Source organism: Flavobacterium sp. PL11 (assembly GCF_035985025.1).
Taxonomy (GTDB): domain Bacteria; phylum Bacteroidota; class Bacteroidia; order Flavobacteriales; family Flavobacteriaceae; genus Flavobacterium.
Genome location: NZ_JAXCIA010000003.1, coordinates 105,106 through 129,764 on the forward strand (window position 1 = coordinate 105,106; position 24,659 = coordinate 129,764).

The 24,659-nt window shown below is 32.5% G+C and carries 21 protein-coding genes, 1 tRNA gene and 2 pseudogenes; 8 read left to right on the forward strand and 16 right to left on the reverse strand.

Features of this window, described 5'->3' with window-relative positions; all coding sequences use genetic code 11:
• The first annotated feature begins 125 nt into the window (after positions 1 to 125).
• Positions 126 to 332, forward strand: coding sequence for a hypothetical protein (locus RCH18_RS02895; RefSeq protein WP_326935262.1), 207 nt, complete (start codon positions 126 to 128; stop codon positions 330 to 332).
• Positions 333 to 1,145: 813 nt separating this feature from the next.
• Here the strand turns inward: RCH18_RS02895 and RCH18_RS02900 are convergent.
• The 16 genes from RCH18_RS02900 to RCH18_RS02975 all read right to left on the reverse strand — a co-directional run bounded on the left by RCH18_RS02900 (position 1,146) and on the right by RCH18_RS02975 (position 20,692).
• On the reverse strand, positions 1,146 to 1,550 hold the full coding sequence (locus tag RCH18_RS02900; protein ID WP_326935263.1) for a DoxX family membrane protein: 405 nt from the start codon (positions 1,548 to 1,550) through the stop codon (positions 1,146 to 1,148).
• A gap of 1,039 nt (positions 1,551 to 2,589) precedes the next feature.
• Positions 2,590 to 3,492, reverse strand: a complete 903-nt coding sequence (locus RCH18_RS02905) for an alpha/beta hydrolase family protein (protein WP_326935264.1) — start codon at positions 3,490 to 3,492, stop codon at positions 2,590 to 2,592.
• 436 nt (positions 3,493 to 3,928) lie between these two features.
• On the reverse strand, positions 3,929 to 4,186 hold the full coding sequence (locus tag RCH18_RS02910) for a Txe/YoeB family addiction module toxin (RefSeq protein ID WP_326935265.1): 258 nt from the start codon (positions 4,184 to 4,186) through the stop codon (positions 3,929 to 3,931).
• A 1-nt stretch (position 4,187) separates the two neighbouring features.
• Positions 4,188 to 4,442, reverse strand: coding sequence for a type II toxin-antitoxin system Phd/YefM family antitoxin (locus RCH18_RS02915; RefSeq protein ID WP_326935266.1), 255 nt, complete (start codon positions 4,440 to 4,442; stop codon positions 4,188 to 4,190).
• 400 nt (positions 4,443 to 4,842) lie between these two features.
• Positions 4,843 to 5,142: a type II toxin-antitoxin system RelE/ParE family toxin gene (locus RCH18_RS02920; RefSeq protein ID WP_326935267.1), complete on the reverse strand. Its 300-nt coding sequence runs from the start codon at positions 5,140 to 5,142 to the stop codon at positions 4,843 to 4,845.
• Positions 5,142 to 5,387, reverse strand: coding sequence for a type II toxin-antitoxin system ParD family antitoxin (locus RCH18_RS02925; protein ID WP_326935268.1), 246 nt, complete (start codon positions 5,385 to 5,387; stop codon positions 5,142 to 5,144). Before RCH18_RS02925 ends, RCH18_RS02920 begins: the two co-directional genes overlap by 1 nt.
• Before the next feature lie 357 nt (positions 5,388 to 5,744).
• Entirely contained in the window at positions 5,745 to 7,805 is a 2,061-nt protein-coding gene (locus RCH18_RS02930) for an ATP-binding protein (protein WP_326935269.1), read from the reverse strand.
• Positions 7,806 to 7,986: 181 nt separating this feature from the next.
• On the reverse strand, positions 7,987 to 8,835 hold the full coding sequence (locus RCH18_RS02935) for a hypothetical protein (RefSeq protein ID WP_326935270.1): 849 nt from the start codon (positions 8,833 to 8,835) through the stop codon (positions 7,987 to 7,989).
• 521 nt (positions 8,836 to 9,356) lie between these two features.
• A complete protein-coding gene (hflX, locus tag RCH18_RS02940; protein ID WP_326935271.1) occupies positions 9,357 to 10,607 on the reverse strand; it encodes a GTPase HflX in 1,251 nt (416 codons plus the stop codon).
• Positions 10,608 to 10,854: 247 nt separating this feature from the next.
• Positions 10,855 to 11,325: an FKBP-type peptidyl-prolyl cis-trans isomerase gene (locus tag RCH18_RS02945; protein ID WP_326935272.1), complete on the reverse strand. Its 471-nt coding sequence runs from the start codon at positions 11,323 to 11,325 to the stop codon at positions 10,855 to 10,857.
• A 499-nt stretch (positions 11,326 to 11,824) separates the two neighbouring features.
• Positions 11,825 to 12,292 (reverse strand): FKBP-type peptidyl-prolyl cis-trans isomerase, encoded by a 468-nt coding sequence (locus RCH18_RS02950; RefSeq protein WP_326935273.1) that lies wholly within the window; start codon positions 12,290 to 12,292, stop codon positions 11,825 to 11,827.
• Positions 12,293 to 12,331: 39 nt separating this feature from the next.
• The gene (locus RCH18_RS02955) at positions 12,332 to 13,687 is read right to left on the reverse strand and encodes a DUF5689 domain-containing protein (RefSeq protein ID WP_326935274.1); all 1,356 of its coding nucleotides are present in this window, start codon (positions 13,685 to 13,687) and stop codon (positions 12,332 to 12,334) included.
• A gap of 10 nt (positions 13,688 to 13,697) precedes the next feature.
• On the reverse strand, positions 13,698 to 16,535 hold the full coding sequence (locus RCH18_RS02960; protein ID WP_326935275.1) for a carboxypeptidase-like regulatory domain-containing protein: 2,838 nt from the start codon (positions 16,533 to 16,535) through the stop codon (positions 13,698 to 13,700).
• A gap of 463 nt (positions 16,536 to 16,998) precedes the next feature.
• Positions 16,999 to 18,210, reverse strand: a complete 1,212-nt coding sequence (locus RCH18_RS02965) for an MFS transporter (RefSeq protein WP_326935276.1) — start codon at positions 18,208 to 18,210, stop codon at positions 16,999 to 17,001.
• 177 nt (positions 18,211 to 18,387) lie between these two features.
• On the reverse strand, positions 18,388 to 19,428 hold the full coding sequence (locus RCH18_RS02970; protein WP_326935277.1) for a Gfo/Idh/MocA family oxidoreductase: 1,041 nt from the start codon (positions 19,426 to 19,428) through the stop codon (positions 18,388 to 18,390).
• A gap of 196 nt (positions 19,429 to 19,624) precedes the next feature.
• Positions 19,625 to 20,692 (reverse strand): NADH:flavin oxidoreductase/NADH oxidase, encoded by a 1,068-nt coding sequence (locus RCH18_RS02975; RefSeq protein WP_326935278.1) that lies wholly within the window; start codon positions 20,690 to 20,692, stop codon positions 19,625 to 19,627.
• Between the two features lie 190 nt (positions 20,693 to 20,882).
• Between RCH18_RS02975 and rseP the strand changes: the two genes are divergently transcribed.
• From rseP to RCH18_RS16115, 7 genes and pseudogenes are all read left to right on the forward strand, one after another.
• Positions 20,883 to 22,226 carry an RIP metalloprotease RseP gene (gene rseP, locus RCH18_RS02980; RefSeq protein WP_326935279.1) on the forward strand — a complete coding sequence of 448 codons (1,344 nt, stop codon included), beginning with the start codon at positions 20,883 to 20,885 and terminating at the stop codon, positions 22,224 to 22,226.
• Between the two features lie 103 nt (positions 22,227 to 22,329).
• Positions 22,330 to 22,403 (forward strand) — tRNA-Asn (locus RCH18_RS02985).
• Between the two features lie 820 nt (positions 22,404 to 23,223).
• Positions 23,224 to 23,472, forward strand: coding sequence for a type II toxin-antitoxin system ParD family antitoxin (locus tag RCH18_RS02990; RefSeq protein WP_326935280.1), 249 nt, complete (start codon positions 23,224 to 23,226; stop codon positions 23,470 to 23,472).
• Between the two features lie 109 nt (positions 23,473 to 23,581).
• A pseudogene (locus tag RCH18_RS16110) lies at positions 23,582 to 23,764 on the forward strand (type II toxin-antitoxin system RelE/ParE family toxin); the annotation flags it as partial.
• 239 nt (positions 23,765 to 24,003) lie between these two features.
• On the forward strand, positions 24,004 to 24,228 hold the full coding sequence (locus tag RCH18_RS02995; protein ID WP_326935281.1) for a DUF2683 family protein: 225 nt from the start codon (positions 24,004 to 24,006) through the stop codon (positions 24,226 to 24,228).
• Positions 24,225 to 24,362: a hypothetical protein gene (locus tag RCH18_RS03000; RefSeq protein ID WP_326935282.1), complete on the forward strand. Its 138-nt coding sequence runs from the start codon at positions 24,225 to 24,227 to the stop codon at positions 24,360 to 24,362. The genes RCH18_RS02995 and RCH18_RS03000 overlap by 4 nt, the downstream gene beginning before the upstream one ends.
• Before the next feature lie 15 nt (positions 24,363 to 24,377).
• Positions 24,378 to 24,494: pseudogene (locus RCH18_RS16115) on the forward strand (type II toxin-antitoxin system YoeB family toxin); the annotation flags it as partial.
• Positions 24,495 to 24,659: the final 165 nt, after the last annotated feature.

The following is a 24,659-nucleotide window of genomic DNA, read 5'->3' on the forward strand; positions in this document are numbered from 1 at the left end:
CGTTTGTTTATGGCAGAAGTAAAAGTGGCCATAGAGATTACGGTAAGCATGTTACGGCTATACAATTAAATTTCAAAAAAATCCCAACGATTTTAGACATTGAGCAACTACAAGAGTACCTATTTATGCTTCAAAAACAATCTAAAACACCTTTAAAAACGTACTTTAAAAAATGTGTTTGGGCTTCGGTTTTGCTAAAATCAGAGGGATTGCCGAATAAATACCCCCATTTGCCATCAATGAAAAATGATAAAAAACGCTTCACGGTAACTAATAAAGAAACAGTTTGGCGGTTACTTACAAGTTGTAATCCACATAACATGAAATCTTAATTAAACTCTTGTACTTGTGGCGTGCGTTATTTGAAGTGCGCAGCTTACGCTTGTACGGCTTAAATTTAGATGCGCAACAACTCAAAGTTGTACAAGTGGTCAGAGCATTAAGGAAATATAGATTGGACATTTTTAGCAAACGAGCCAGCAGGTGAGGTGGCAAACTTTATGTACCTTTCTCCAAAGCATTGACAATCAAGACGAGCATTTTACCCTTAAGGATTACAAGCAAGACGGTTTCAAAAAATAAAATGATATGCACTCATGAGGATTTTATCCGAAGGTTTGCGATGCTCCCAATAGCTATCGGGATTGCCCAAACGTTTTAAAAAAAATACGCCATTATTGGTTTTTTAGTAATATCTGGAAAAGGAAAAAAACTAAAATTTCACAGGAAAATTAAATTTAAAATATTAGAAATGTAAAGACAAATCTTTTTATCCAAAAGTCCTTACGGCAAAACAGACAATTCTTCGCGACTAGCTGTTTTTGACCAGCGTGACGCTTTTAGGTATCTTGCCAATAGCTAAAGTTCAATTGCTAGACTCGGAAGATACCGAGCTGGTCAAGGGTATTCGTGTAAGATCTTGATAATAACTACGCTAATTATACTGCAAAATAAGAGGCGAAATTGCTTCCTGTTACCCATAATTACAAGCATTTATAATAATTTTTAGACAAGTCTATAATGTTGAGGCAACTACTTAGTTCCGTCTAATTGTGAGTCCATTACTTCGTTCGTTCACTATCTTTTTTTGTTATTTCGCCAAGGCGAACGCAAAGAATCCCACGAGTATAGCGGTCCTTTCTTTTCTAATTCTTTGCTCTGTTAATTTCTCCACCAAGTACTAATGCTGCTGAAATAATAATCAGATTTTTAATTATATATTGCCCCTCTAACGTTGGCAGTAAAAAATTACCCGACTGAAAAGTTACCGCAGGAAGAAAAATTAAAGGCATAAACGTTCCTACCATCTGAGTAAATAAAAGTATAATTGCTATTCTCGTTGTTTTTTCAAAGAGAAAGAAAACTCCAATGATTACTTCCCACCAACCAATAATTATTAACCAATTATCTGGAGAGCCAAAGGGCAACCACGTTACGGTTGTTTTCAACAAACCTTCTGCTGGTGAAAGATGTAATGGTTTTAGTATCCCAAACCAAATAAAAATAATACCAAATGATAAGCGAATAGCAGGTCTGCTTGTGCTTCTCATAATTTTTATAGTTAGTTTATCAAATTTGTTTATGATCCTACTGTCTACTTTTTTAAAAATTTCTTTCATAACTAAGTTAAGAATTTTAAGTTCGTTGGTTATTTAGACTAGTTGTTTTTTGTAATTCCCGCAAACATTTGGCAGTAATTTGAAGCACAAAAACTTGTAACTCTTGTGTTTTCTCTAAAATAAAATGCCTTTTGAAACATTAATTTGAAGTAGCCTTGAGTTTGGTTTGACTGCTACAGAACTATAAATTCTGTAATCTGTTATATAAAAAACGCTGTTGTAAAATTAATTAAAAATCATTTAGAATTAGATTAAAAAAGAGCATAAAATAGTAAAATACCGGAAAATTTATCGGCAATCAATTGCTGAATTGATGGGATCTATCGTACTTCAGATCAGTTTGATCTCGGTATAGATTTCTTTTTGAAATGACCGAGATTAATGCCTGTAATTTATGTACCGGCAATAAAAACTTTGAGGACTACTTAAATAGATAGTCGTGATTAAAGTTTTCACTAAATTAAAATATAATCAAAATCAGCGAACCAGAATTTGATGTTTTTAAACTAAATTTTTTATAGAAAAAAATTAAGGCAAAAGTTCTAAAAAGACCGGCGAAAGAGTTTTTTAATAAAGTGCCCAGATCGCAAAACAAGTAATTTGAATATAATAACCGCTTTTAAATAGTATAATTTCCCTGCCTGGCCCAGAAATGATACTCTTAGCGCAAGTTCAGGTAAAAGCTAGCTTTGTGGCTAAGGGAGTTGAAGCGTGTAAGTAAATGAAAACAATACAAAAACTTCTCATTTTTTACCTCACTAAAAAGAGACGGTAATGGCTCTTAATACCAATCATTAGCGACTTGTGGCAATTTTACGATAAATCTATTATGTTAACGGCCTGTAATCAATTCCATCATGTTCGCCGCGGAGAATTCAGCCGCGGATTCATTAATTCGTTTGTCCGCTATTGCGCGGGTGTTCGTTCGCCGCGATGAACGCAATGAACTCTTACCTTTTTAGGCACCGCTTTATTTTAATGGTTTAGACTTTTTAATCTCAGAAGTTTTCTGCTTTATCCATTGAATCGAAATATCAAAGGGAACTGTATAATTGTCATTGACAGTATTATGCCCTATTTTAGAAAACAGGGTGTATTCGAAAGGCTTGCCTTCAGCTTTCAATGTATTTAATTGTTCGATACACAACTTTACTGGAATCTGTATATCTTTTTCACCAAAAAGCCAGAGACCTGGGATTGAGATACTATTTAGAAAATTTTTTGGATCAGTTGCTGTAAATTGATAACGATCAACATCATTTTTGATATGCTCACGAGCATCTGCTTCTGTATGATTTTCCCAAAAATTATCGTTTCCATTAGTATAAAACTGAAATCGAAGCTGTTCTAATGTTGTAATGGTAGGACAACTAAATAAAACCATGAATTTCACTAACGTGTTTTTGCTTGCAGCAATAGGAATTATCCATCCTGCTTGACTAAAACCTATTAACCCGATCGGTATTTTTTTATCTTTCAAATAAGTTTGAAATGTATTTACCGCTGAACTTGCATCCTGAGCTAATAAATTAAGATTAGTATTGTCAATATTATTTGTACCAACAGATGGTCCTGCATATAAACCGCCAGATTCACCAACTCCTCGTTTATCATACGTCAATACAGCAAAACCTTCTTTAGCAAGACGTTTTGCGAACTCCATTTCTCTTTTTACTGGATCAGACCCATGAACAATTACAACTGCTGCAACTATTTTTTTAGGCGTTAAAATTGAACCTGCAAGGGTGACGCCCTCACTTTCAAACTTTACATTTTGAGTGGTAAAGTCCATCGTTTGAGAAAATACCATTTCTGGTAAAATTGTTAATATTAGCCAAGTGAATAAGTTATAAAAAAAGTTAATGTTCATCATGGTTTAATAAAATAGTACTTTATTTCTCTATTGAGTATTGTTTACAACGTTGTTCAGTCTTAAAACCTTAAACGTTCTCAAAACTCATTAACGTTTTGGTAAATATAGTTGATTTGTGGTGCACAAAGGCAAATTAGTTCACGATATAAATCAGTCTTATTCTACTAAAAAAAATAGGCTTGATTGCCTCTTAATAATGCTGTAAATAATTTTACGATATCTCTGTAATGTCGACGGTGTGTTATCTGTTCCAGCCCACCCGTCGCGAAGGATTTAATTACGGCATTATTACTTCGTCAGATTGCTATTGTATGGTTATTGGTTTGACGCCGCGAAGGATTCAGGTGTGGGTTCTTTACTTCTTCCGATTGTTATTATTCGGTTGTTGGTTGGCTGCGGCGAAAGTAAGAAATCCATAGAGTTTGCTGTACTAATGTTAATCGTAATGATGTCTACATTTCAAAATATGAATTTCATCTTCGATAAATCTATAAATTAATCTATGTTCATCATCAATTCTTCTTGACCAAAATCCAGCATACTTGTATTTTAATGGTTCTGGTTTCCCTATTCCTTCAAAAGGATTTCTTGAAATATCTTTGAGTAGGTCATTTATTTTTTTAACTTTTTTCTTGTCTATTTTTTGCCAGTACAAATAATCTTCCCAAGATTCATCAACAAAGACATATTTCATTTTATTCTTCAATTAAGTCTTTAGAAAATGAGTTTCCTCTCTTAAACTTATCAATTGCAGAATCTAACCTACGTTCGTTAGTTCTGTTTGATAATTCATAATTTGTTGCAATCAGTGAATTATATTCTTCAAGTGATATAACAACAATTCCTGAATCTTTCCCACGGTTTATAATTAGCGTTTCAAAGTTTATTGATACTCTATCAAAGTAAGATTTAATATCTTTTCTGAAATCTGAAATATTTGTGATTAACATAATTACTGTATTTTGTACAAATGTATGTACAATATATTAGATTCACTCCATTTTTGTACAATTATTGAAGCTGACTATAAACCGTTTTATAGCTTTGGCCTTCTTCGAAAAAGGCTAACTATTAGGTAAACAGGTTGATTTGTTGTACACAGAAAAAGTAAATGAAACCATTATAAAAGTTACTTATATTGTATTGCAAAAAAAAGAGGCGTTCTTGCCTCTTGTAATCCTTCAAATATTTTTCACGATAACTCCATAATGTAATGGATATACTCGGATCAAGCCTGTCCGCCGCGGAAGATTCAACCGCGGATTTATTACTTCGTCCTTTCGCTGTCGCTCGGGTGTTCGTTCGCCGCGGCGAACGCAACGAAGCCTTCACTGTCAAGCGTAGCTTTTTTTATTCTGCTAATCTGTTTTCAATATCCATCCTTTCATGCAAAACTCTGACGACTTCAATTTCGTTCATTTTATCTTTTTTGAAGAAAATTAAATGTGATTTTACTTTTGAATATTTATACGATTTCCTAATTTTCCCAAAGTCACGTGCCATCTCAAAATCTTTAACAATATACTCAATCTCGTCATAAATTAAGTTATAATATCTATCTGCTTGCTCAATAGACCAATTTTCTGCGGTATAAATCCAAATGTTATTAATATCTTCTATCGCTTTTTCACTAATTATGTACTCTGACATTATTTTTGAAAATTAGCCTTCAGCATTTCAAGATTTTTTTTACGATCAAAATCTTTCATTTTATTACTCTGTTCTCCAATTTTTAGTTCATTGATTAAAGATTTTGTTTTAGCTTCTTCCTGCTCGAAAATTCTTAAAGCAGTTCTAACAACTTCACTTACGGAACTATACTTTCCTGTAGCCATTTGTTCTTTGATGAAAATTTCAAAATAGTCTCCCAGTAATATTGATGTATTTCGTGCCATAATTTTTTTTATCAAAGATACCAACAATTGGTATAAAACTCAAATTTTTTATGTCTTTTACGCAAAAGTTATCGTGGACCTCAGTTCGTACACAAGCCTCTTTAGTTTTCTAAATGTGTAAGCAATATTTTGAATATAGTTATTTTGTCGTGCAATAAAAAGTAAGGGAAATCAAGATCGAAACCACCTTCACTTTACTGCAAAAAAAGAGGCGTTCTTGCTTTTTATAATCGTTCGGATAATTTTACGATAACTCTATGGTATTAGCTGACTCTCAAATTGTTAGTTTTAATCGCGATTTTATTGTTGGCTGTTCAAGCCCAACAAAGGCGTAGCTATCGACAGATGTAATTTTATTTATGATAGTTTTAATTTATCAAATAATATTTTATTTCTTTGTTTAGCATCTTTGATAACTTTTTTAAATGGTAAAACTTCTATGTAAGCTTTTGAATTTATTGTGCTATAAAATTTAAAATAACCTAAACCATCTGGAGTTGGGTCAAAACTTTCGTAGTGTAATATTTCTAAAAGAGTAGGAGTAATGTCTGCTACAATGTAACAATAAAATGGGGTGCTTTTGGATGCTCCAAAAGATTTTCCTTTTAGTTTTGCTTTGTCTTTAATAATCTCATCTATATATGCTCTAACTTGCTTTATTGGGTCTTTTTGGCGGTCACCGTGTTTATAGTTATCTCTTTCAGGCTTTTTAAATTCCACAATTGTAAATGATTCAAATGGTATTTTGTCTTCTGAAAATATAGTTGCACTATCAAAAATTTCTTCTTTCTTTATGACAATATCCATTCTTTCGCTTGCATCAGAATCTAATTGTTTAATTTGTTTGAATAACTTATCAGATGCAAGCAGTGAATTAAAAGTTAATCTTTCATCTAATAACCACAAATTTTGTTTGTCAGATGTAACAGTATTTCCTGTTTCACGTATGGGGAAAAATAGACTATGAACAATGTCTTCATTTGTAAATTTTTCTTTTTCATTAAGTTCTATAAGTTTATCCAATAAATCAATTACAGAACGTCTGTGAATTATATATCTTGCCAAATCAGATTGTCCTATTTCATTAAATTCTGTCAGGAATTTATCATAAAGTTGTGAATATTCCTCTAATGAAGTTATATCTTTCTTTTTGTCTATAATATCGATTCCTTCTGCCTTTACTTTAATTCGCCATTGACTTTCAATTTCATATAACTTTAAGTCTAGTTCATTTTTTGAAAGACCAATTGGAAGTTTTTCTACTAATTCTTTGTTGTAGTTTATTACACTATTGTAATTTGGAAATTCTCTGTCAATTATTGGATAATATATGTCTAGTTTTTCTTTACGAATTTTTTTCAAAAAGTCACATAATAAATCCTCAATGCAAATAATCGATGCTTTTCGTATTTTTGACAATGTAATTTCTTCAAGGTCAATTTCGTCATTATCTTCTTCAATGGTAAAATTAAAGTTAGTTCTTTCTTCATTAACGTTTTTATTTAAAAAATCGCTAACGATATAAACTTGAAAATAAAATCCTTCATGATTTTCAGAACTTTTTATGCTGTATTTTAAATCTTCTAGATACTTTCCTAAACCTTCATCTTTGACACTTCTCTCGTGAGCACAATAATAGATTCTATGACTTTTTGCTTTAAATGATTTTGATATAAAAACTTTAAAAGCATATTCGCCTATTTCAAAATCTTTTTCTAAAATTTCTTTTTCAAATTCGCTATTGAATAAGTTTGTAAGATTGACTTCTACATCATCTTGATTTTTGATTATGATTTCAGGTTCAATTCCTTGAATATAATATAGCTGAAAGTGAGTTATCGTTTGTCTTGCGATTTCTAATAAACTTAAAGGAATTTGTTTAATATATTCTCCTTCTAAATTTGAAAGTACTACACTAGTTCCTGTGTTTTTCTTATTACTAGGAACATTATCAACGTATTTATCAAAGCCATTTTTTGATTTTGTATATTCGAATTTGCGGTTTTTAAATTGTTTCTCTTCAAAATAAATACTGTCTACAATAATTTTATTAAACGCCTTTAAACAAACTAATCTTCCAATTCCTTTTCCTCCAATTTTTGCTTTTCTTTCTGAATCAAATTCGGCGAATGAAGTAATATTTTCTTCATCTAAACCAATTCCATTGTCAATTATATTAAACGAATTTATCGGATAAATTTCTATATCAGAAACTTGTTTTAGAGCAACCTCTTCACCATTTCGGATAGTTTCAATTAATATTTTACCCATAATATTAATAGAGTTTTTTGCTCTATTTTCTTGAATAGCGTGAATCGAATTACTAATAATTTCAAATAAGGGCAACAATGCTTTAGTTTTAGGCAAGTGTAATTTACTTACTCTATTCTTTAGATTTGTCGAATTAGTAGGATTCATATATTTTTATTTATGCGGTTTTTTGGTCTACTGCGGTGCCATTGCGTACAACGTTTGCGGCTTTGAGAGGTTGCGAACTTCGTAACCGAGCTTTTTCAGCTAAGATAAAATTTCTTGCGAAAGATAAACGTGATTTTACCACATATTTCGCAATCTAGCAAAACCGCTGTTACAAGCCGTTTTATTTACTGACGAAAACACTTAAGTTTTCTGAAATTTCGTTTTCATTATAATTTTCTGAAATGTCTTTCAAGTCTTTTCCGGAATAGATTGGATAAAATGTTTGTATTCTAAAAATTTTTATATTTCCTCCTCCTTTAACTTGTTTGACTCTTTTTTGTATCCAAAGTTTATAGGTGACATTTTTAAATTTAAAAATAATTCTGTCGGTTAAATTTATATTAATTATATTTAGTTTGTCAATTTCAATTAATATGTCTTTAAGGTCAAGATGTAATTCTGCTGGAAAAAAATTATTATAATGATATGTTTTATCTTCATCCCCTTTTATAGGTTCTGCGTAATGTCTACTAATAATATGAACTAAAGAATAAATTCCAAATTCAATTATTTCATTTGAGAAATTAATCTCAAAATCTTTACTATCATTATTTTCAATTACCGATTTAACAAGTAAAAAAATGAATTTTGATTGTAAAACTATTTTATCTTTTTTTAATCTAAAATCATCTTTCTGCCTTTTAAAAATTTTGTTTAATCCAGAGTATTTTTTATTAAGCTTTTTTAAATCTCTTCTTGTTTCAATTGATAATTCCTGTATAATAGGTTCTTTATGATTTTCAATTTCAAGTTGCTTTAACCAACTGTCCGATAAATTCATTAGAGTTTTAAAATCCTTAATCTTTTCTAATTCTGAAACTCTCACTGCTTTTGCTTTTTTAGCTTTAAAAAAAGGGCCTTCAAGGTTATTATGAAAGTAAGTAAGATAGAGCTCTTTAAAAATAGAATTTTCACAAGCAGAAAATTCTTCTTGTTTTCCATCATCCCAATTTGAAATCTTTAGACCCATACATAAAAAATCTTTTTCTCTTTCTAAAAGAATTTCATTTGTCGTGCTCGTTCTCGTAAATCTTCGAAAATAACTCTTGTTCTTATTTGTTCTTCTTCTGAAGTATTTTTAATATTAAGTTCTGATACTTCGTAATTTTTCATATTTTCGTTTTTCAAAAATGGCTTATAACTTGTGGATATCCGGTACTTTATAACGCTTATAAACCCAATTTCGGTTGTTTATACGACACATAACAACTTATTATCCCCAAATATAGAAATAATAATTTTATTACAAATCATCAAAATCCTTTTTTGCTGTTCTCACGTCAAGTAGGGTAGATCGAACTCGTTTCGCATGAGGGATGGAAGTGGAAATCCTTTTATGTAGTCCCGAATTTTCGGGACTACATAAAAGATTGCAGCGCACAGCCCGACCCAGCTGTAACTCCCGACCAAGGGGAGTTACAGCTGGGTCATGCCCAAAAAAAATCCCTCTTGAAACTCAAAAGGGATTTTCTAAATTATAAAACAATTTATTTATTCGGCGTCGTTATCTTCTTTGTCTTCTTTCTCGATCGCATCTTTGTAATCAGGATACAAAAATTTATTGTAAGGAAAACGAGTGATGTGAATTTGTCTCACCGCCTCATAAATCCGTTCTCTAAATTCTTCAAAATTCACTTTATTAGTTGCTGAAATGAACAACGCATTTTCTTGTCCCACTCTATTCATCCAAGTCGATTTCCACTCTTCTAGTGTATAATGTCTTGATGTTTTTTCGGTCATTAAATCATCTTCGTCTATGGTCAAATGTTTGTAAGCATCAATTTTATTGAAAACCATAATCACTGGTTTGTCATTAGCTTTAATGTCCAATAAGGTTTGATTTACTGATGCAATATGGTCTTCAAACTCAGGATGCGAAATATCAACAACGTGCAATAGTAAGTCGGCTTCGCGAACCTCATCCAATGTACTTTTAAATGAATCTACTAATTGTGTTGGCAGTTTTCTGATAAATCCTACCGTATCCGAAAGCAAGAAAGGTAAGTTTTTAATCACCACTTTTCGAACTGTTGTGTCCAAAGTAGCAAAAAGCTTGTTCTCTACAAAAACATCACTTTTACCTATAGCATTCATCAAAGTCGATTTCCCAACATTAGTATAACCCACTAAAGCTACGCGAACCATGGCACCACGGTTTCCGCGTTGCACACCTTGTTGCTTATCTATAGCTTTTATTTTTTCTTTTAACAATGCGATACGATCGCGTACAATCCGCCTATCGGTTTCAATTTCCGTTTCTCCAGGTCCACGCATTCCAATTCCTCCTTTTTGACGTTCTAAGTGCGTCCACATTCCAGAAAGTCTTGGCAATAAATATTGACATTGCGCCAGCTCTACTTGCGTTCTCGCATACGAGGTTTCAGCACGCTGCGCAAAAATATCAAGTATAAGGTGGGTTCTATCTAGAATTTTACATTCGGTTAGTATTTTGGAAATATTTTTTTGCTGCGAAGGCGATAATTCATCATCAAATACTAAAGTCGAAATATCGTTTTCTTTGACAAACTGATGAATTTCTTCAATTTTTCCTGTTCCTACAAAAGTCTTAGGATTTGGACGTTCCATTTTTTGCGAAAAGCGTTTTACCACTTGGCCTCCAGCGGTAAAAGTTAAAAACTCCAATTCGTCTAGGTATTCATTGAGTTTCTCTTCACTTTGATTTTGAGTTACAATACCTACGATGGCCGTTCTTTCGAAATTTATTACTTCTTTTTCTAACATATTTTTAAATAAGTCGCAAATTTAAGGATTTGTGAGTGACTTATAATGCTATCAGATTATAAATAAATCACAACCTTTAGCAGTCATTACTGAAACATACGCCTAATATTTCATTAATTATTTAAAATGCTACAAAACATTAATTTCTAAACGCAAAAAAGGAGATTTTCTATAGAAAAATCTCCTTTTGTTTTATTGATAAGCAAAATTTAAAACCATTAAAATATGATCTATTCTACCTTGAAATTTAGTTTACTGCGATCAATGTAAAGTCAAATATAAGTACTGATCCTGGCGGAATGCCATTATATGTACTACTTCCATAAGCTAGATGTGCAGGAACCAAAAGAATTCCGCTTCCGCCTTCCTTAAAATAAGTTAGTCCTTCTATCCATCCTCTTATTACTTGATTTAAATTAAAAGGAATTCCATTACTAGTACTTTCATCAAACACTTCTCCGTTTGTGTAATATCCTTTATAAGCAACTCTTATATTTGACGATATATTAGGGTAAGCACCTGTACCTTTATCATTAATAACATAATACAAACCCGATTTACTTTTGGTAGCATTCAACTTATTTTTAGCGATATAATCTGTTATTTCTTTTTCGTTTTGGGCTTTATAATCAATCACCTGATTATCATTATCTTTTTTTTTGTCGTTTAGACAAGAAACTAAGATTAGAGAGAGAAGGGCTACTAAAAAATATTTCATAATGGAGTTTGGATTTATATTTATATATTTAATCATTTGAACGAAGTGGTTCTTTTTTTTCTGGTAATAAGGTCATCATAAATTTTTAAAATGATGATTATTGATTTAAAACTAAATATTGATCGCAAAATTAAGTTTAAAGATTTCAGAAAAACCGCAGTAATTGGACTAAAATAATATGGTTGTTTTTAGCCATATAAGTTTTAAATATAATGTAGTTACTATTAAATGATAAATGTTTTTTTTGTAAAACTAAGACCATATAGCCAACTTAAATAAAATTTTAATAGATTATAAATGCTTTTAATAAAGTGAAAACTTGCTAATGCGTGATTTTTTTTTATTAAAATCATCATTTGATAATAATCTTTATTTGTAAATAGTTGCGTTTAGCTAATAATAAAAATAGACTATCGTGCTAAATCGATTCCTTCAATCATTTAATTAATACTCAAAATGTTTTAACTAAACTACATTAATCTATAATAAACCACAAAACTTAATTTACAGTTAGTAGCTTTATATCAAAAATTAACACAGATCCAGCAGGAATTCCTGGTCGGCCATTACCGTATGCGAGATGAGCAGGTACTAAAAGTACTCCACTTCCACCTTCTTTAAAGTAAGTAATCCCTTCTGTCCATCCTTTTATAACTTGTTGCAAATTAAATGAAATACCAGATGCATCGCTTTGATCAAATATATTTCCATTAGTAAAATATCCTTTATAGGCAACCCTTACATCAGAAGTTGTGCTAGGCTGTTTCCCGGTACCGGGCTCATCAATTATATAATATAAACCCGTCTGACTTTGTTTTGCTATTAATTTATTTTTAGCAATGTAGTCCGTAATTTCTTTTTCATTCTGGGCTCTGTAATCAACTGGTTGCGTATCTATATTTGAATTTGTGTCTGATAGACAAGAAACAAATAGCAAAGAAATAAGTGCTAATAAAGTGGATTTCATAATAACTCTCTATTTTATATTTTTACAAATATAGCAAAATTACTTCTCTCCAAAAATTTGTACATCATCGATCTGGAAAGCACCATCTAAAGCTTGATTTTTTCCTGAACCGGTATATTTAAAAGCAATGTTTATTTTACCTTTATATTGAGATAAATCAATCGCTCCACTTCCTACAAATTGATACCATGGTGTGGCTTGACTAGGCAAGTTAACTTTTTGTGGTATCCATATTGCTTTAGTAATATTTAATCCATCAAAATTAGTAGAGATATAAACTTCTAATGAGTTTAAATCAGAATCTACGTCTAAATGATGTTGTGCGGTTCTAAATGTTAAAGATTCCTTGTTATAAACATCCATATCTATTTTTGGTGAGATCAACCATGCTATATTAGATACCACTTTTGCCCCCGAAATTGCAAATTCAGCCACACCGTTTCCAGAGTATACTCCTCCTTTCCACGAAATTTTACCATTCTGCACAATATTAGCCCAACCCGGAAGATTTACATTTGATTTATCGACAACAGTTTCAAAATCTTGAGAAAAAAAAGCACTAGCTCTAGATCCATTCATAATAACATCTTTTTCTGAACGTGCTAGCAGTTGATAATCATTACCATACTTGGTTAAAATTCCTCTCACTTTTCCGCTACCAGCTGGAATTATATTAGTAGCAAAATCAGAGAAACTACTGGTTCTAAAGTACACTTGATTACCCAATTTATCTGTCAATCCCCAATTAGTTGCGCCACCTACGTTTTTCCCTTCTTCAAAATAACGACGTCCTACAGCGGCTGTAGTAAATTGAACATCAGATAGCTCTACTAGTGTGTTTAAATATGAATCGTTGAGTAACTTGTCCATAGTTATTTTTTGTATTAATTGCTCCTCTTTTAAATTAGTACAAGATGCATTCAAAACTGCTTTATAATCGTTTTGCGAAAGTCGGCCCACTCCACCATCATTGTAAGAACTTACCGTAATATTACCAATACGCATTCCTCCAAAAGCAATATCCGTATATTGATTTTTTAGTTTTATATATACTTTATTTCCTGGTCTATAATCAATATATAAATTAGTTGCATCTACAGGTACGCTAAAACCTATTGAGGCTGTTTCGGCTGTTGCCAAAGTTTGAAAAGAAATAGACTTAAAAAAATTTCCGGCTTCATCACTCGACACCACATAAGCTTCAATAATATCATCAAATTTATACTGAGATACAATCGCATTTGCATTAGCGCGAAGTTCACTTACTTTAATATTAGGTTTGAAATCTGGCTGTGTACACATAAGCTCTGGAGCATCTATATTATCTGAAGTACAATTGCTAAAAAAAAACAGTAAAAACAAACTATAATACAATGGGTTAATTATTGCTTTCATCTTTTCTCATTTATAAATTAATGTATAGATTCACAAAATAGGTTCTTCCATATCCATAAAAATATTTATTACCAAAGGACGGAGTTCCGCTGGAAACATCTTGATTGCGTTCTCTAAAATTAGCATTTCGTGCCTGTTCATAACCACCTGTTTTATAGGTACTATTCAATAGATTATTAATGCTGGCAAAAACTCCATAAGTTTTACCTTTCACTCTCCACGACTTTCCGCCCACTAGATTGAATAAAAATATTGGATCAAATTTTTCTTGTTTCAATAATTCAGCAGCTCGCTGCTGTGTTGCTTCTGGAAAATTAAAACCACTAGCAGGATTTTTATAGAATATTTTAGTTCTAGGAAACGCTGCTATATCAACATAACTATTGCTTAGATAATTTATATTCGAACTTATCCACCAGTATTTAGGATCTCGGTATTCTAATCCTACTGAATAAGCGCGTTGCGGCATTCCTGCTTGCTTGTAATTTGAAAGTGCCGATGTTCCAAATTCAAAGACTGGATTTGTATTTTCTATTGAAGCTTTGGCATCATTTATTACAGTAACCTTTGGGTCATTATTATAAATATATTCACCAAAAGCGCCAGAAAATGTCGCTTTTATAGTAGATGTTAATTGGTATTCTAAACTTAATTCAGCGCCTATATTTCTTTTATTAATTTTAGTTAATGTTTGACTTACAAAGGCATCTGTTTTTAAATAACCAGCACCATCATCAAAAATCCCTTCAGCGTAAAAAAAAGATATTTGAGTAGCATCCCGAATCCTTGAATAATAAGTTGTAAATCTACCTTTTAATTTAGGCGATCGATAGATGTAACTCACATCAAGACTACTTATAGTTTCGCTTTCCAATCCACTGACAATAGTGTTGTTGAGCCGAGAATTAGAAAAGGTATTTCGTAAAGATGGTGCTTTAGTTAAATGGGCTGCATGTAAGGTAAATACTTGTTTTCCTGAAATTTTTAAATTTAATCCGGCTTTAAAGCCAAACGTTTCAAAGGCTATTTTTTCACTTTTTCCAAAAGAAGTGTTTTCGTAGATTCCGTTTTTATACAGTCCTTCCCTTTGATATTGACTCTGCGAAAACTGTTGCGCCAAATAAAAGTCAACTTTATCATAATTAAATTTAAACTGTGTAAATACCTCTAAAGTATTAGCAAACAAAATATAATTATACCCGTAAGTATCGCCCACAACCACTTGGCGATCAGGATTATTAAGATCAGATTGTGATTGATCACCATTATAAAAAGAGTCAATATCTTCAAAATAAGCACCTCCTAATAAGTCTAGTAAATACTGAGAATATTGAGATTTAGATTTTTTATACGCTACTCCAGAATTTAAAAAAATATTTTCTGAAAGTTGCGATGTCAAATTAGTTGTAATTACAGCCGTTTGATCATGCGCTTTGTCTTCATATAAAACATACTTACTATTTACTGGTTCATAGCTTGTGATCATTCCATTTGCATCTAATACCGGTTTTTTATTCGCCTGGTAAATAGCAGCCCAATCAATTTGAGAACCGATCAAAAACAAAGCTTTACTTTTTTCAGCATTTTCATAATCTGGTATAAATGCTCCCGAAAACTCACCGTCATCTCTTTCATATAAAGAACTATAATAACTGGGCAATTTTCGATAATAGGTTGGGTCAGGACTATTAGCATTTTGATAATCAATGTTGCTATTTGTTATTTTTCCAAATTGATAAGTAACGCTAGAATTCAAATTTGCTTTATCGTTTACTTTAAAATAATGATTTAACATTACTAAAGGAACTTGAATCGTTTTAATTCGAGCATTTCTTTTTTTACCATTTTGATAGCCCCAGTAGGAATTGTATTTAACAGCAGTGAGCTCGATAACTTCAGTTGTATTAGGTGAATTTTTTGCTCTTGAATTGGGCGTGTATAAAGCAGTAAGATTTAAGGAATGTCGATTATTTACTTTCTTTTCGAGGCTAACAAAAAAAGAATTTGCGTTGTAATTTGTCCCTTCAAAGTGCCCTTCTTCCGCCCATCGTTTTCCTGCAGAAACGACATAAGCCCAGCCTCTAGCATTCATCCCTGAGGCATGTGTGGCCATACTTCGCCAACTATAATTTGTATTAGTGGCTGAAAATGTAATGCGGCTACCTGGTCTATATATTGATGCTCGTGTGCTAATTTGTTGTGTGCCTAAAATTCCTCCAAAGGTATAATCAGAAGCAGCCGTTCCTAAAGTAAATTCTTGATTTCGAAATGCGTCATTAAGTCCGCCCCATTCACTCCATTGTGGTCTACCATCATATACTTTATTCAAGGTTACGCCATTGAGCATCATTGTTGCATATTCACTGTCTAATCCTCGAACTCTGAAACGCGCTTGTCCCCAACTGAAAGCTGCCGCTTGCAAAAAAGCATCGCGAGAGGATTGCAAAAGTCCCACAGTGCTTTCGGAACTACTATTTTCATCAGTGAAATCGCTTTCTATTAACGTGATTATACTGCTTTGTAATTCTTGTGATTGATCTTCCTCTAATAGAATTGTGCCTAAATCTAGCTTTTCGCCTGAGGTAATTGCTAATGGAAGTAGAACATCTTTAAAACCTTGACTACGTATTAATAATAATATACTACCCGAAGGAACATCATCAAAACTAAATTGTCCGTCCGTTTTTGTCAATTGTAATAAAGTAGAATTTTGAATACTAACCACTACAAAACCAAGTGGACTTTGTGTTTTGGCATTAATAATTTTACCAAATAAGCCCGTGTTGTTTTGAGCAGTGCTGCTTACCGCTTGAGCTATTAGAAGAATTATAAAGTAGAAAGTTTTCATAGACTAAACTAATTTTAATAATTTCACTTTTAAAATAACTTTGATTATGCGATACTAACGTTCTGTAGTATTGTGTTTAATGTATAAATAAAGTGTAATTGTTTGCAACTGACATACCTATTTAAAATGAAAAATACATTTTAAAAGATTGCCGAAAATATGACTTGAAATTATGCTAAAAAGTAGTTTTGGAATTTTGTTTAACAGTATAAAAACAGGCTATATAATCATACTGTTAAATGTATAAAAAAAAAGTTAATTTACTGATTTTCAATCTGTAAATTAACTTATCGATCTATTTATTGTTTATTTTGTTGTGATCAAAATCAGAATCGCTTTAAACTCTTTACAGGTCTGCTGAAAAATCAATAGTACACGTATATTTTTTCTACTCTAAAAGGAAAAGCAAATCATTGCGATTTTTAAAAACCGACACTAAATGGTATCTACTAAAAGCTAATAATTACTGTATTGCTTTAATTTTAGTAACCATAACAGTAATAAGGATTCCAAAAATTCCTATAAAGGCAAAAGAAAATCTAAGGCTTGACAACTCTGCAATATAACCAATGACTGGTGGTCCCAATAGAAATCCCAAAAAACTGATGCTTGATACGGTGGTCAAAGCTACACTTGGCGAAACATTTTTATTTTTTCCTGCAATACTGTAAACGGTAGGCACTATTGTGGAGACGCCAAGACCAACGAACATAAATGCGATGGTTGCTGGAATAATATAAGGAAAGATAACAGCTGTAAAAAGACCGGCAGAGATCATGATTCCGCTGATTTGTAAAACCGTTTTTCTTCCATATTTTAGGATTAAGCTATCGCCAATAAACCTGCCGCTAGCCATTGTAATCATAAATGATGTGTATCCTAAAATAACCAACGCTCTAGGTACCTTGATGACATCTTTAAAATAAATGCCGCTCCAGTCAAACATTACACCTTCACTGGCCATACAAAAAAACGCAATAATTCCAAGCCAGATTAATGCACTGTCCGGTTTAGTAAACATTTTTCTCTTTTCAACTTTGAGCTTTTCTTTAGCAACTATTAAAAATTTATAATTGAACACAATCATGATAAAAACGACTGCAGCAATAATCAAAAAGTGGATATATGTGGTAAAATTAAAAGCTAACATTGCTAATCCGATTAAAGCTCCAGTGAATCCTGCAAAACTCCACATCCCATGAAATGAGGACATGATTGTTTTTTTGAATAAAACTTCGGTGTACACTCCTTGCGTATTTACAGCTATATTTGATAAATTTCCAAATATTCCAAAAATAAATAATGCCAATGATAACTGCCAAGTTTGAGTGGCTAAGCCAATATTAGTCAAACTAAAAACATAGAATAGTAAAGCAAAAACTAACATTCGATGGCTACCAAAGCGGTTCACCAATTTTCCTGAGAAAGGCATAATTACTAGTTGTCCCAGCGGCAAAGCAAATAAAATAGTTCCCAATTCGCCCTCACTTAATTGTAAAGTGGTTTTTATATCTGGAATTCTACTAGCCCATGTTGCAAAAGACAAACCCATTGCAAAATAAAAAGCAGAGACAGACCATCGTATTCGTCGTAAATACGACATTTTTGCGTTAGTAAAAGATTTCTTGATTTTACCTTTGTTTCGTAACCTTCCTATAAAATTTAAATCTATCAAAATGATTTATTTTACCATATAATGTGACAAAATTACGAAAAGCAATCGTTTGCTGATTCAATGTAAGAGAGGTTGAGATAAATACATCGTTATTGTTTATAAAAACATCTAATTAAAGCTGGAAAATCGCTCTGCAAATTTTATTTTTTCTAAAAATTTACAGTTCGACTATTCACTTTACAAATCAATTGCCTTTTTTTGAGCACTACTTTGTATTGCTGCTTCAATAATTTGCATTACACGCACTCCATCTAAAGCAGTAACAGGTTCGACAGTGTTATTGATGATTGAATTATAAACGCCGTCAAAAAAATCATAATAATTCCCTTGTAATGTTGGAATCAATTTTTTTACAATTTCACCGTTGATTTCCGTATGCAATAATCCTTGATTTTCGCCTGCTTCAGTTCCCCAATTATTGAGATTTGGTTTTTTACCTAATTTCAATTTGTCTTCTTGAACATCACCACGTGGTTTTAAGAAGGAACCTTTTTTACCGTGAATGGTGTACGCTGGATTAGCTTCTCGAACAAAAAATCCTGCTTTTAATCGTACACGAAAATCCGAATAATACAATAGAATATCAAAATAATCATCAACCAAAGAAAATTCTCTTGTGATCCGAATATCGGCAAAAACTGATTTTGGCATTCCAAATAAACATAAAGCTTGATCAATAATATGCGGTCCTAAATCCTTTAAAACTCCTGCTCCAGCATTAGCAGTTTCCTTATGTAGCTTGGGACTCAAAATAGGATTATATCTATCAAAATGAATTTCGGCTTCTACGATTTCGCCTAGCAATTTTTGAGACAGAATTTTTTGAACGGTTTTAAAATCGCTATCCCATCGCCGGTTTTGAAACACAGCAAGTTTCACCCCTTTTTCATTGGCAATAGCCGCTAATTCCTGCGCTTGGGCAACGGTTGTTGTAAAGGCTTTTTCAACAATGACATTTTTGCCTGCGAGCAAAACTTTCTTAGCATACTCATAATGCGTTTCTACTGGTGTATTTACAACAACTAAATCGACATCATCTTCGAGTAATTGCTCAATAGATGAATACCTTTTCGCCTCTGGAAAATCATTTTGAATTAAATTTTTAGTTCGTTCCCAAGCGCCAAGCACTTCAAAACCAGGATGAAAATACAGAAAAGGAGCATGAAAGACTTTGCCTGACATTCCGTAAGAAAGTAAAGCGGTTTTTATTTTTTGCATAGCAACTTATATAATTGATAGTTTCACAGTGTTACACTGTGTAATAAACTGAGTTACTCTGTGTAGCATTTAAATTAGTTTCATCGTGTCATACTCTGAATTACTCTGTGTAGCATTTATTATTAGTTTCACCGTGTTACACTGTGTAATACACTGAGTTACTCTGTGTAGCATTTATTACTAGTTTCATCGTGTTCTAAATCTTTGCTCTTAAATATTGTTTTGGCCAATCTACATCTGTTTGTAATTCATCTGCAAAGGCTAATCCTAAATAAGGATTTCGCAGTGATTCTCTTCCAAACAAGATTAAATCTGCTTTTCCTGAGGTGATTATTTCTTCAGCTTGAGCTGCATCAGTAATTAAACCGACGGCTCCAGTCAAAATTCTTGTTTCTTTTTTAATGCTTTCGGCAAAAGGAACTTGATAATTAGGTTCTACCGGAATTTGCTGATGTGAAACCGCTCCGCCTGAAGAAACATCAACTAAGTCCACCCCTTTTTCTTTGAGTATTCTAGAAAGTTGGATGGACTCTTCAATATTCCATCCACCTTCAGCCCAATCAGTGGCTGATATTCTAATGAATAAAGGTAAATTATCCGGCCATTCTGATTGGACTGCTTCAACAACTTCAAGCGTTAATCGAATTCGGTTTTCAAAACATCCACCGTACTCATCAGTTCGTAAATTAGATAAAGGAGAAAGAAATTGATGCAATAAATAACCATGTGCTGCATGAATTTCGAGAACTTGAAACCCTGCTTGAACCGCTCTTTTCGTAGCTGTTTTAAAATCAGAAATTACTTTTTGAATTCCGCTTTTATCTAACGCAATTGGCGTATCTTCACTTTGATGATACGCTATTGCACTTGGCGCTACAGTTTCCCATCCACCTTCATTTAATGGAATTTTTCTACCACCATTCCAAGGCGAAGCTGCACTGGCTTTTCGTCCGGCATGCGCCAATTGGATTCCGGGAACCGAATTCTGACTCACGATAAACGCATTAATTTGCTTCAGTTTTTCGATTTGTTCGTCTTTCCAAAGGCCGAGATCTTCAGCAGAAATCCTACCTTCAGCAGAAACAGCCGTGGCTTCTTGAATTACTAATCCCGCACCACCAGTAGCACGACTGCCAAGGTGGACCAAATGCCAATCATTAGCAAAGCCATCAACGGCTGAATATTGACACATAGGTGAAATTGCGATTCTGTTTTTGAGCGTAATACTTTTTATAGAAAGAGGAGAAAATAATGGTGATGACATTTTAAAAACTTTTAAAGGGATAAATATTGGATTTCTATTTTTGAAAAAGTAAAGTTAACAGACGCAAGGGAAACGACATATTGATTTTCTAATAATTAACAAACATTTAAAACCCTACACTAATAAATTTGCAAAAAAAACAAATAGAAAACGTTACTTTTGCGAGTTATAAAAGAATTAATATTAAACAATGGAAATATTTATAAAGCTTTCTCAATTTTTATTGAGTTTATCATTACTTATTATACTTCACGAATTAGGACATTTTATTCCAGCTAAATTATTCAAAACCAGAGTCGAAAAATTTTATTTGTTTTTTGATGTTAAATATTCCCTTCTAAAAAAGAAATTTGGTGAAACCGAATACGGAATTGGGTGGCTGCCTCTTGGTGGTTACGTAAAAATATCCGGTATGATAGATGAAAGCATGGACAAGGAACAAATGGCTTTGCCACCACAACCTTGGGAATTTAGATCTAAACCAGCCTACCAGCGATTAATTATTATGTTAGGTGGAGTTACTGTCAATTTTATATTAGCGTTTATCATTTATATCGGAATGGCATTTGCTTATGGCGACATTTATATTGCAAATGCTGATCTAAAAGATGGTTTGTTGATCGAAAATAAAGCAATGGAGAACGTAGGTTTTAAAACTGGAGATAAAATAATTTCGGTTGATAACCAAAAAATCGTGAAGTTTGACAACGACATTAATATGAAAGTTGTCATGGCAAAAGAGGTTTTGATCCAAAGAAATGGTGCTGAGAAAACTATAAAAATGCCAATTGATTTTGTAGACCAATTATCAAAATTTGAAAAAGGGCAGTTGTTAGGGATTAGAATGCCATTTGTTGTTGGGTCTATTGCTGAAGAATCTAAAAATACTGCTTTGCAAGTAAAAGATATCGTAATTGCTTTGAATGGACAACCTGCAAAATATTTTGATCAAGCAAAAACAATTTTGGAAAACAACAAAAACAAAACAATTGCGGCTACTGTTTTGAGAGATCAAAAAGAGATTCAGGTACCAGTACAAGTTTCCAATGATGGAAAATTAGGTATAGGTGTTGGAGGATTGGGTATGGAATCATTAGAAAAACTAGGATATTATAAGATTAGTAAACAAGAATTTAGTTTTTTAGAAGCTATACCCGTTGGAATTACAAAAGGGAAAGATCAGTTAGTTGGTTATGGCAAGCAGTTAAAGATGATCTTTAGCCCAAGTACGGGTGCTTACAAACAAGTAGGTGGATTTAAAGCAATATTTGATATTTTTCCTGATACATGGAGCTGGGAAACTTTTTGGAGAATCACCGCTTTATTATCCATTATGCTTGGAGTAATGAACTTATTGCCTATTCCAGCACTTGATGGTGGCCATGTAATGTTTTTATTATACGAAATTATAAGTGGTAGAAAACCAAGTGACAAATTTCTAGAGAATGCGCAATTAGTTGGTTTTGTTTTACTTATCACACTATTACTATTTGCGAATGGAAACGACATTTACAAGGCAATCGTAGGTCGATAAAAAAAATTAAAAAAAGTTTGATTTTTATTTGCACAAATCAAATGATAGCCTATCTTTGCACCGCTTTAGAGATGTAACGTAAGTTACTTTTTATTGCTCAGTTTCCTTCTTAGCTCAGTTGGTTAGAGCATCTGACTGTTAATCAGAGGGTCCTTGGTTCGAGCCCAAGAGAGGGAGCTTTTATAAAAAGACTATCAGAAATGATAGTCTTTTTTGTTTTAAAAAACTACTAATATTATCTTTAGTGTTTACATACTACATTCGATGAAACTCGACCGATTTTAAATTAGATTCACATCTGATTTATACATAAGGCTTGAATTTCACAGACAAGCAGCCCCGCGTAAATTTATTTATAATGCTGACGATTGGATTGTTTTCTTAATAATTGAGTGTGATTCTAAAACACAAGGATTAGCTATTGAAAAACACATTAAATCAATGAAGAGTAAGGTCTATATTAGTAATTTTTGAGGTGTGCTGATATTTACCCCGCTCCGCAAAGTTTCCAACTTTGAGGATGTGTTTTTTAGTTTTAAACTGATTTAGTTAAAGTTTATTCGAAGGTTTTTAGATTAGTTTCTCGCTGACACCTCACTTTTAAAACGAAAAATAGATTTGATGGTGTATGAATTATAGGATTTGAGCGAGGAAGAAATTGGGATTGTTGAGGGGCGGTAGCGTATTAAGTATTAAGACGAAGCGATTGAAGAATTTAGAGTGATAAATTTATGCCTTTATAATTCAATAAAGTCTAACTTTTGTTAAACAAAGACCGTCAACTATAATTGTGACTGCATGATAACGTCATACACATATTCAAGATGTATGTAATTTAGTAAAAAAATCCTGAACTCAATAAATTAGAAGTTTTACCAAAATTTGGTAACTTTGATAAAAATTCACATTATAAAATGAGCATGACCTAGAATTGGTCTCAAACACGATGAAGATATGCGAATTCCATATTCCAATAAAGAACAAATATTAACTCCATATGAAAAACACATCTATATCGCTTGGAGATTATTTTGATCAATTTGTAAGCAGTCAAGTTTCTGTAGGCCGTTATAAAAATGTTAGCGAAGTAATAAGAGCTGGACTTCGACTTTTGGAAAATGAAGAAGGTAGGGTAATTGCACTTAAAAATGCTATTCAAGAAGGTATAAATAGTCCTAGAGTTGAAAATTTTGACTTTGACGAAAATCTAGAAAAACTAAAAGCCGAAAAGAGAAAGAATAATTAAAGTTGTATTGCGTCAAGAGGCGATTGATGACTTAAATGACATCTCGGATTACACTTACGAACAATGATCAGAAAGTCAGGCCGACAACTAGTATGCGACCTTAAAATTTGCTTGTGCAGCAATCGAAACAAATCCTGATTTAGGAAGAGAATATGTTGGAATAAGTAGAGGCGTACGCGGTTTGAAATCTGGAAAGCTTATACTATTTTATCATCTAATTTCAGAAGACGAAATTGAAGTAATCAGAATATTACACGAAAGAATGGATTTAAAAAACAAACTGACCGAATAAAAACTGCCAGCTCCACGACGCATAATTCGCTCTTCGATCCCCGATAGCTGTCTGAGCTGATCTCGAAGCGTTTTATCTTCTAAAATAAACCGCTACACTTTACTTTTACTACGAGAACTAAAAATGATGGTTTATAATTTATAGGATTTAAGTGATAAGGAGATTGATTTTTGAAAATAAACTATCTAAATCTTGCTGTGCAATAGTTACTTTTGTGTAATTGAAAAATATTAAAGATAATGGATAGTATAATAATTTACCCGAAAAATGAACAGCAAAAATCGTTGCTAAAATCTTTATTGAAAGAAATGAAAGTTCGTTTTGAAGTTGCAGAATCTGAAGAGCAAACTTTATTAAGCGAGAGTGAATTTGTTGCTAAAATTGATAAATCTATTATGCAAGTTGACTCTGGACAAACGAAAAAGCTTACAAAAGAGCAGCAAAAAGAGTTTTTAGGTTTATGAGTTATTTGATAGAATTGACAATCGCTGATATTGAAAAGTATAAGAAATCTGGTGACAAAAAAGCACTCGTTAAAATCGACACACTTTTAAATAAGTTACGAGAACATCTCTTAGCAGGTTCTGGAAAGCCCTAAAAATTAAAACATTATGCAATACCACCTTGGTCGCGAAGAATAACGGCTAAACATCGAATGGTCTATAGAATTGAAAGCAAAAAAGTTGTTGTTATTGTTCTTTCCTTTTGGGGATATTACAGCGACAAATAGTAAGGATTATGGCATCATAAACCCGATAGCGCAAATTTCCAATCCACACCCAGTCCAATCCCCAGCTATAAGAAGAATATGTGATCGTAATTGCTCTTCAATCCCCGATAGCAATCGGGGCTGACCTCAACTCCTTAATCGCATCGGCTTTAATCCAACCTACTG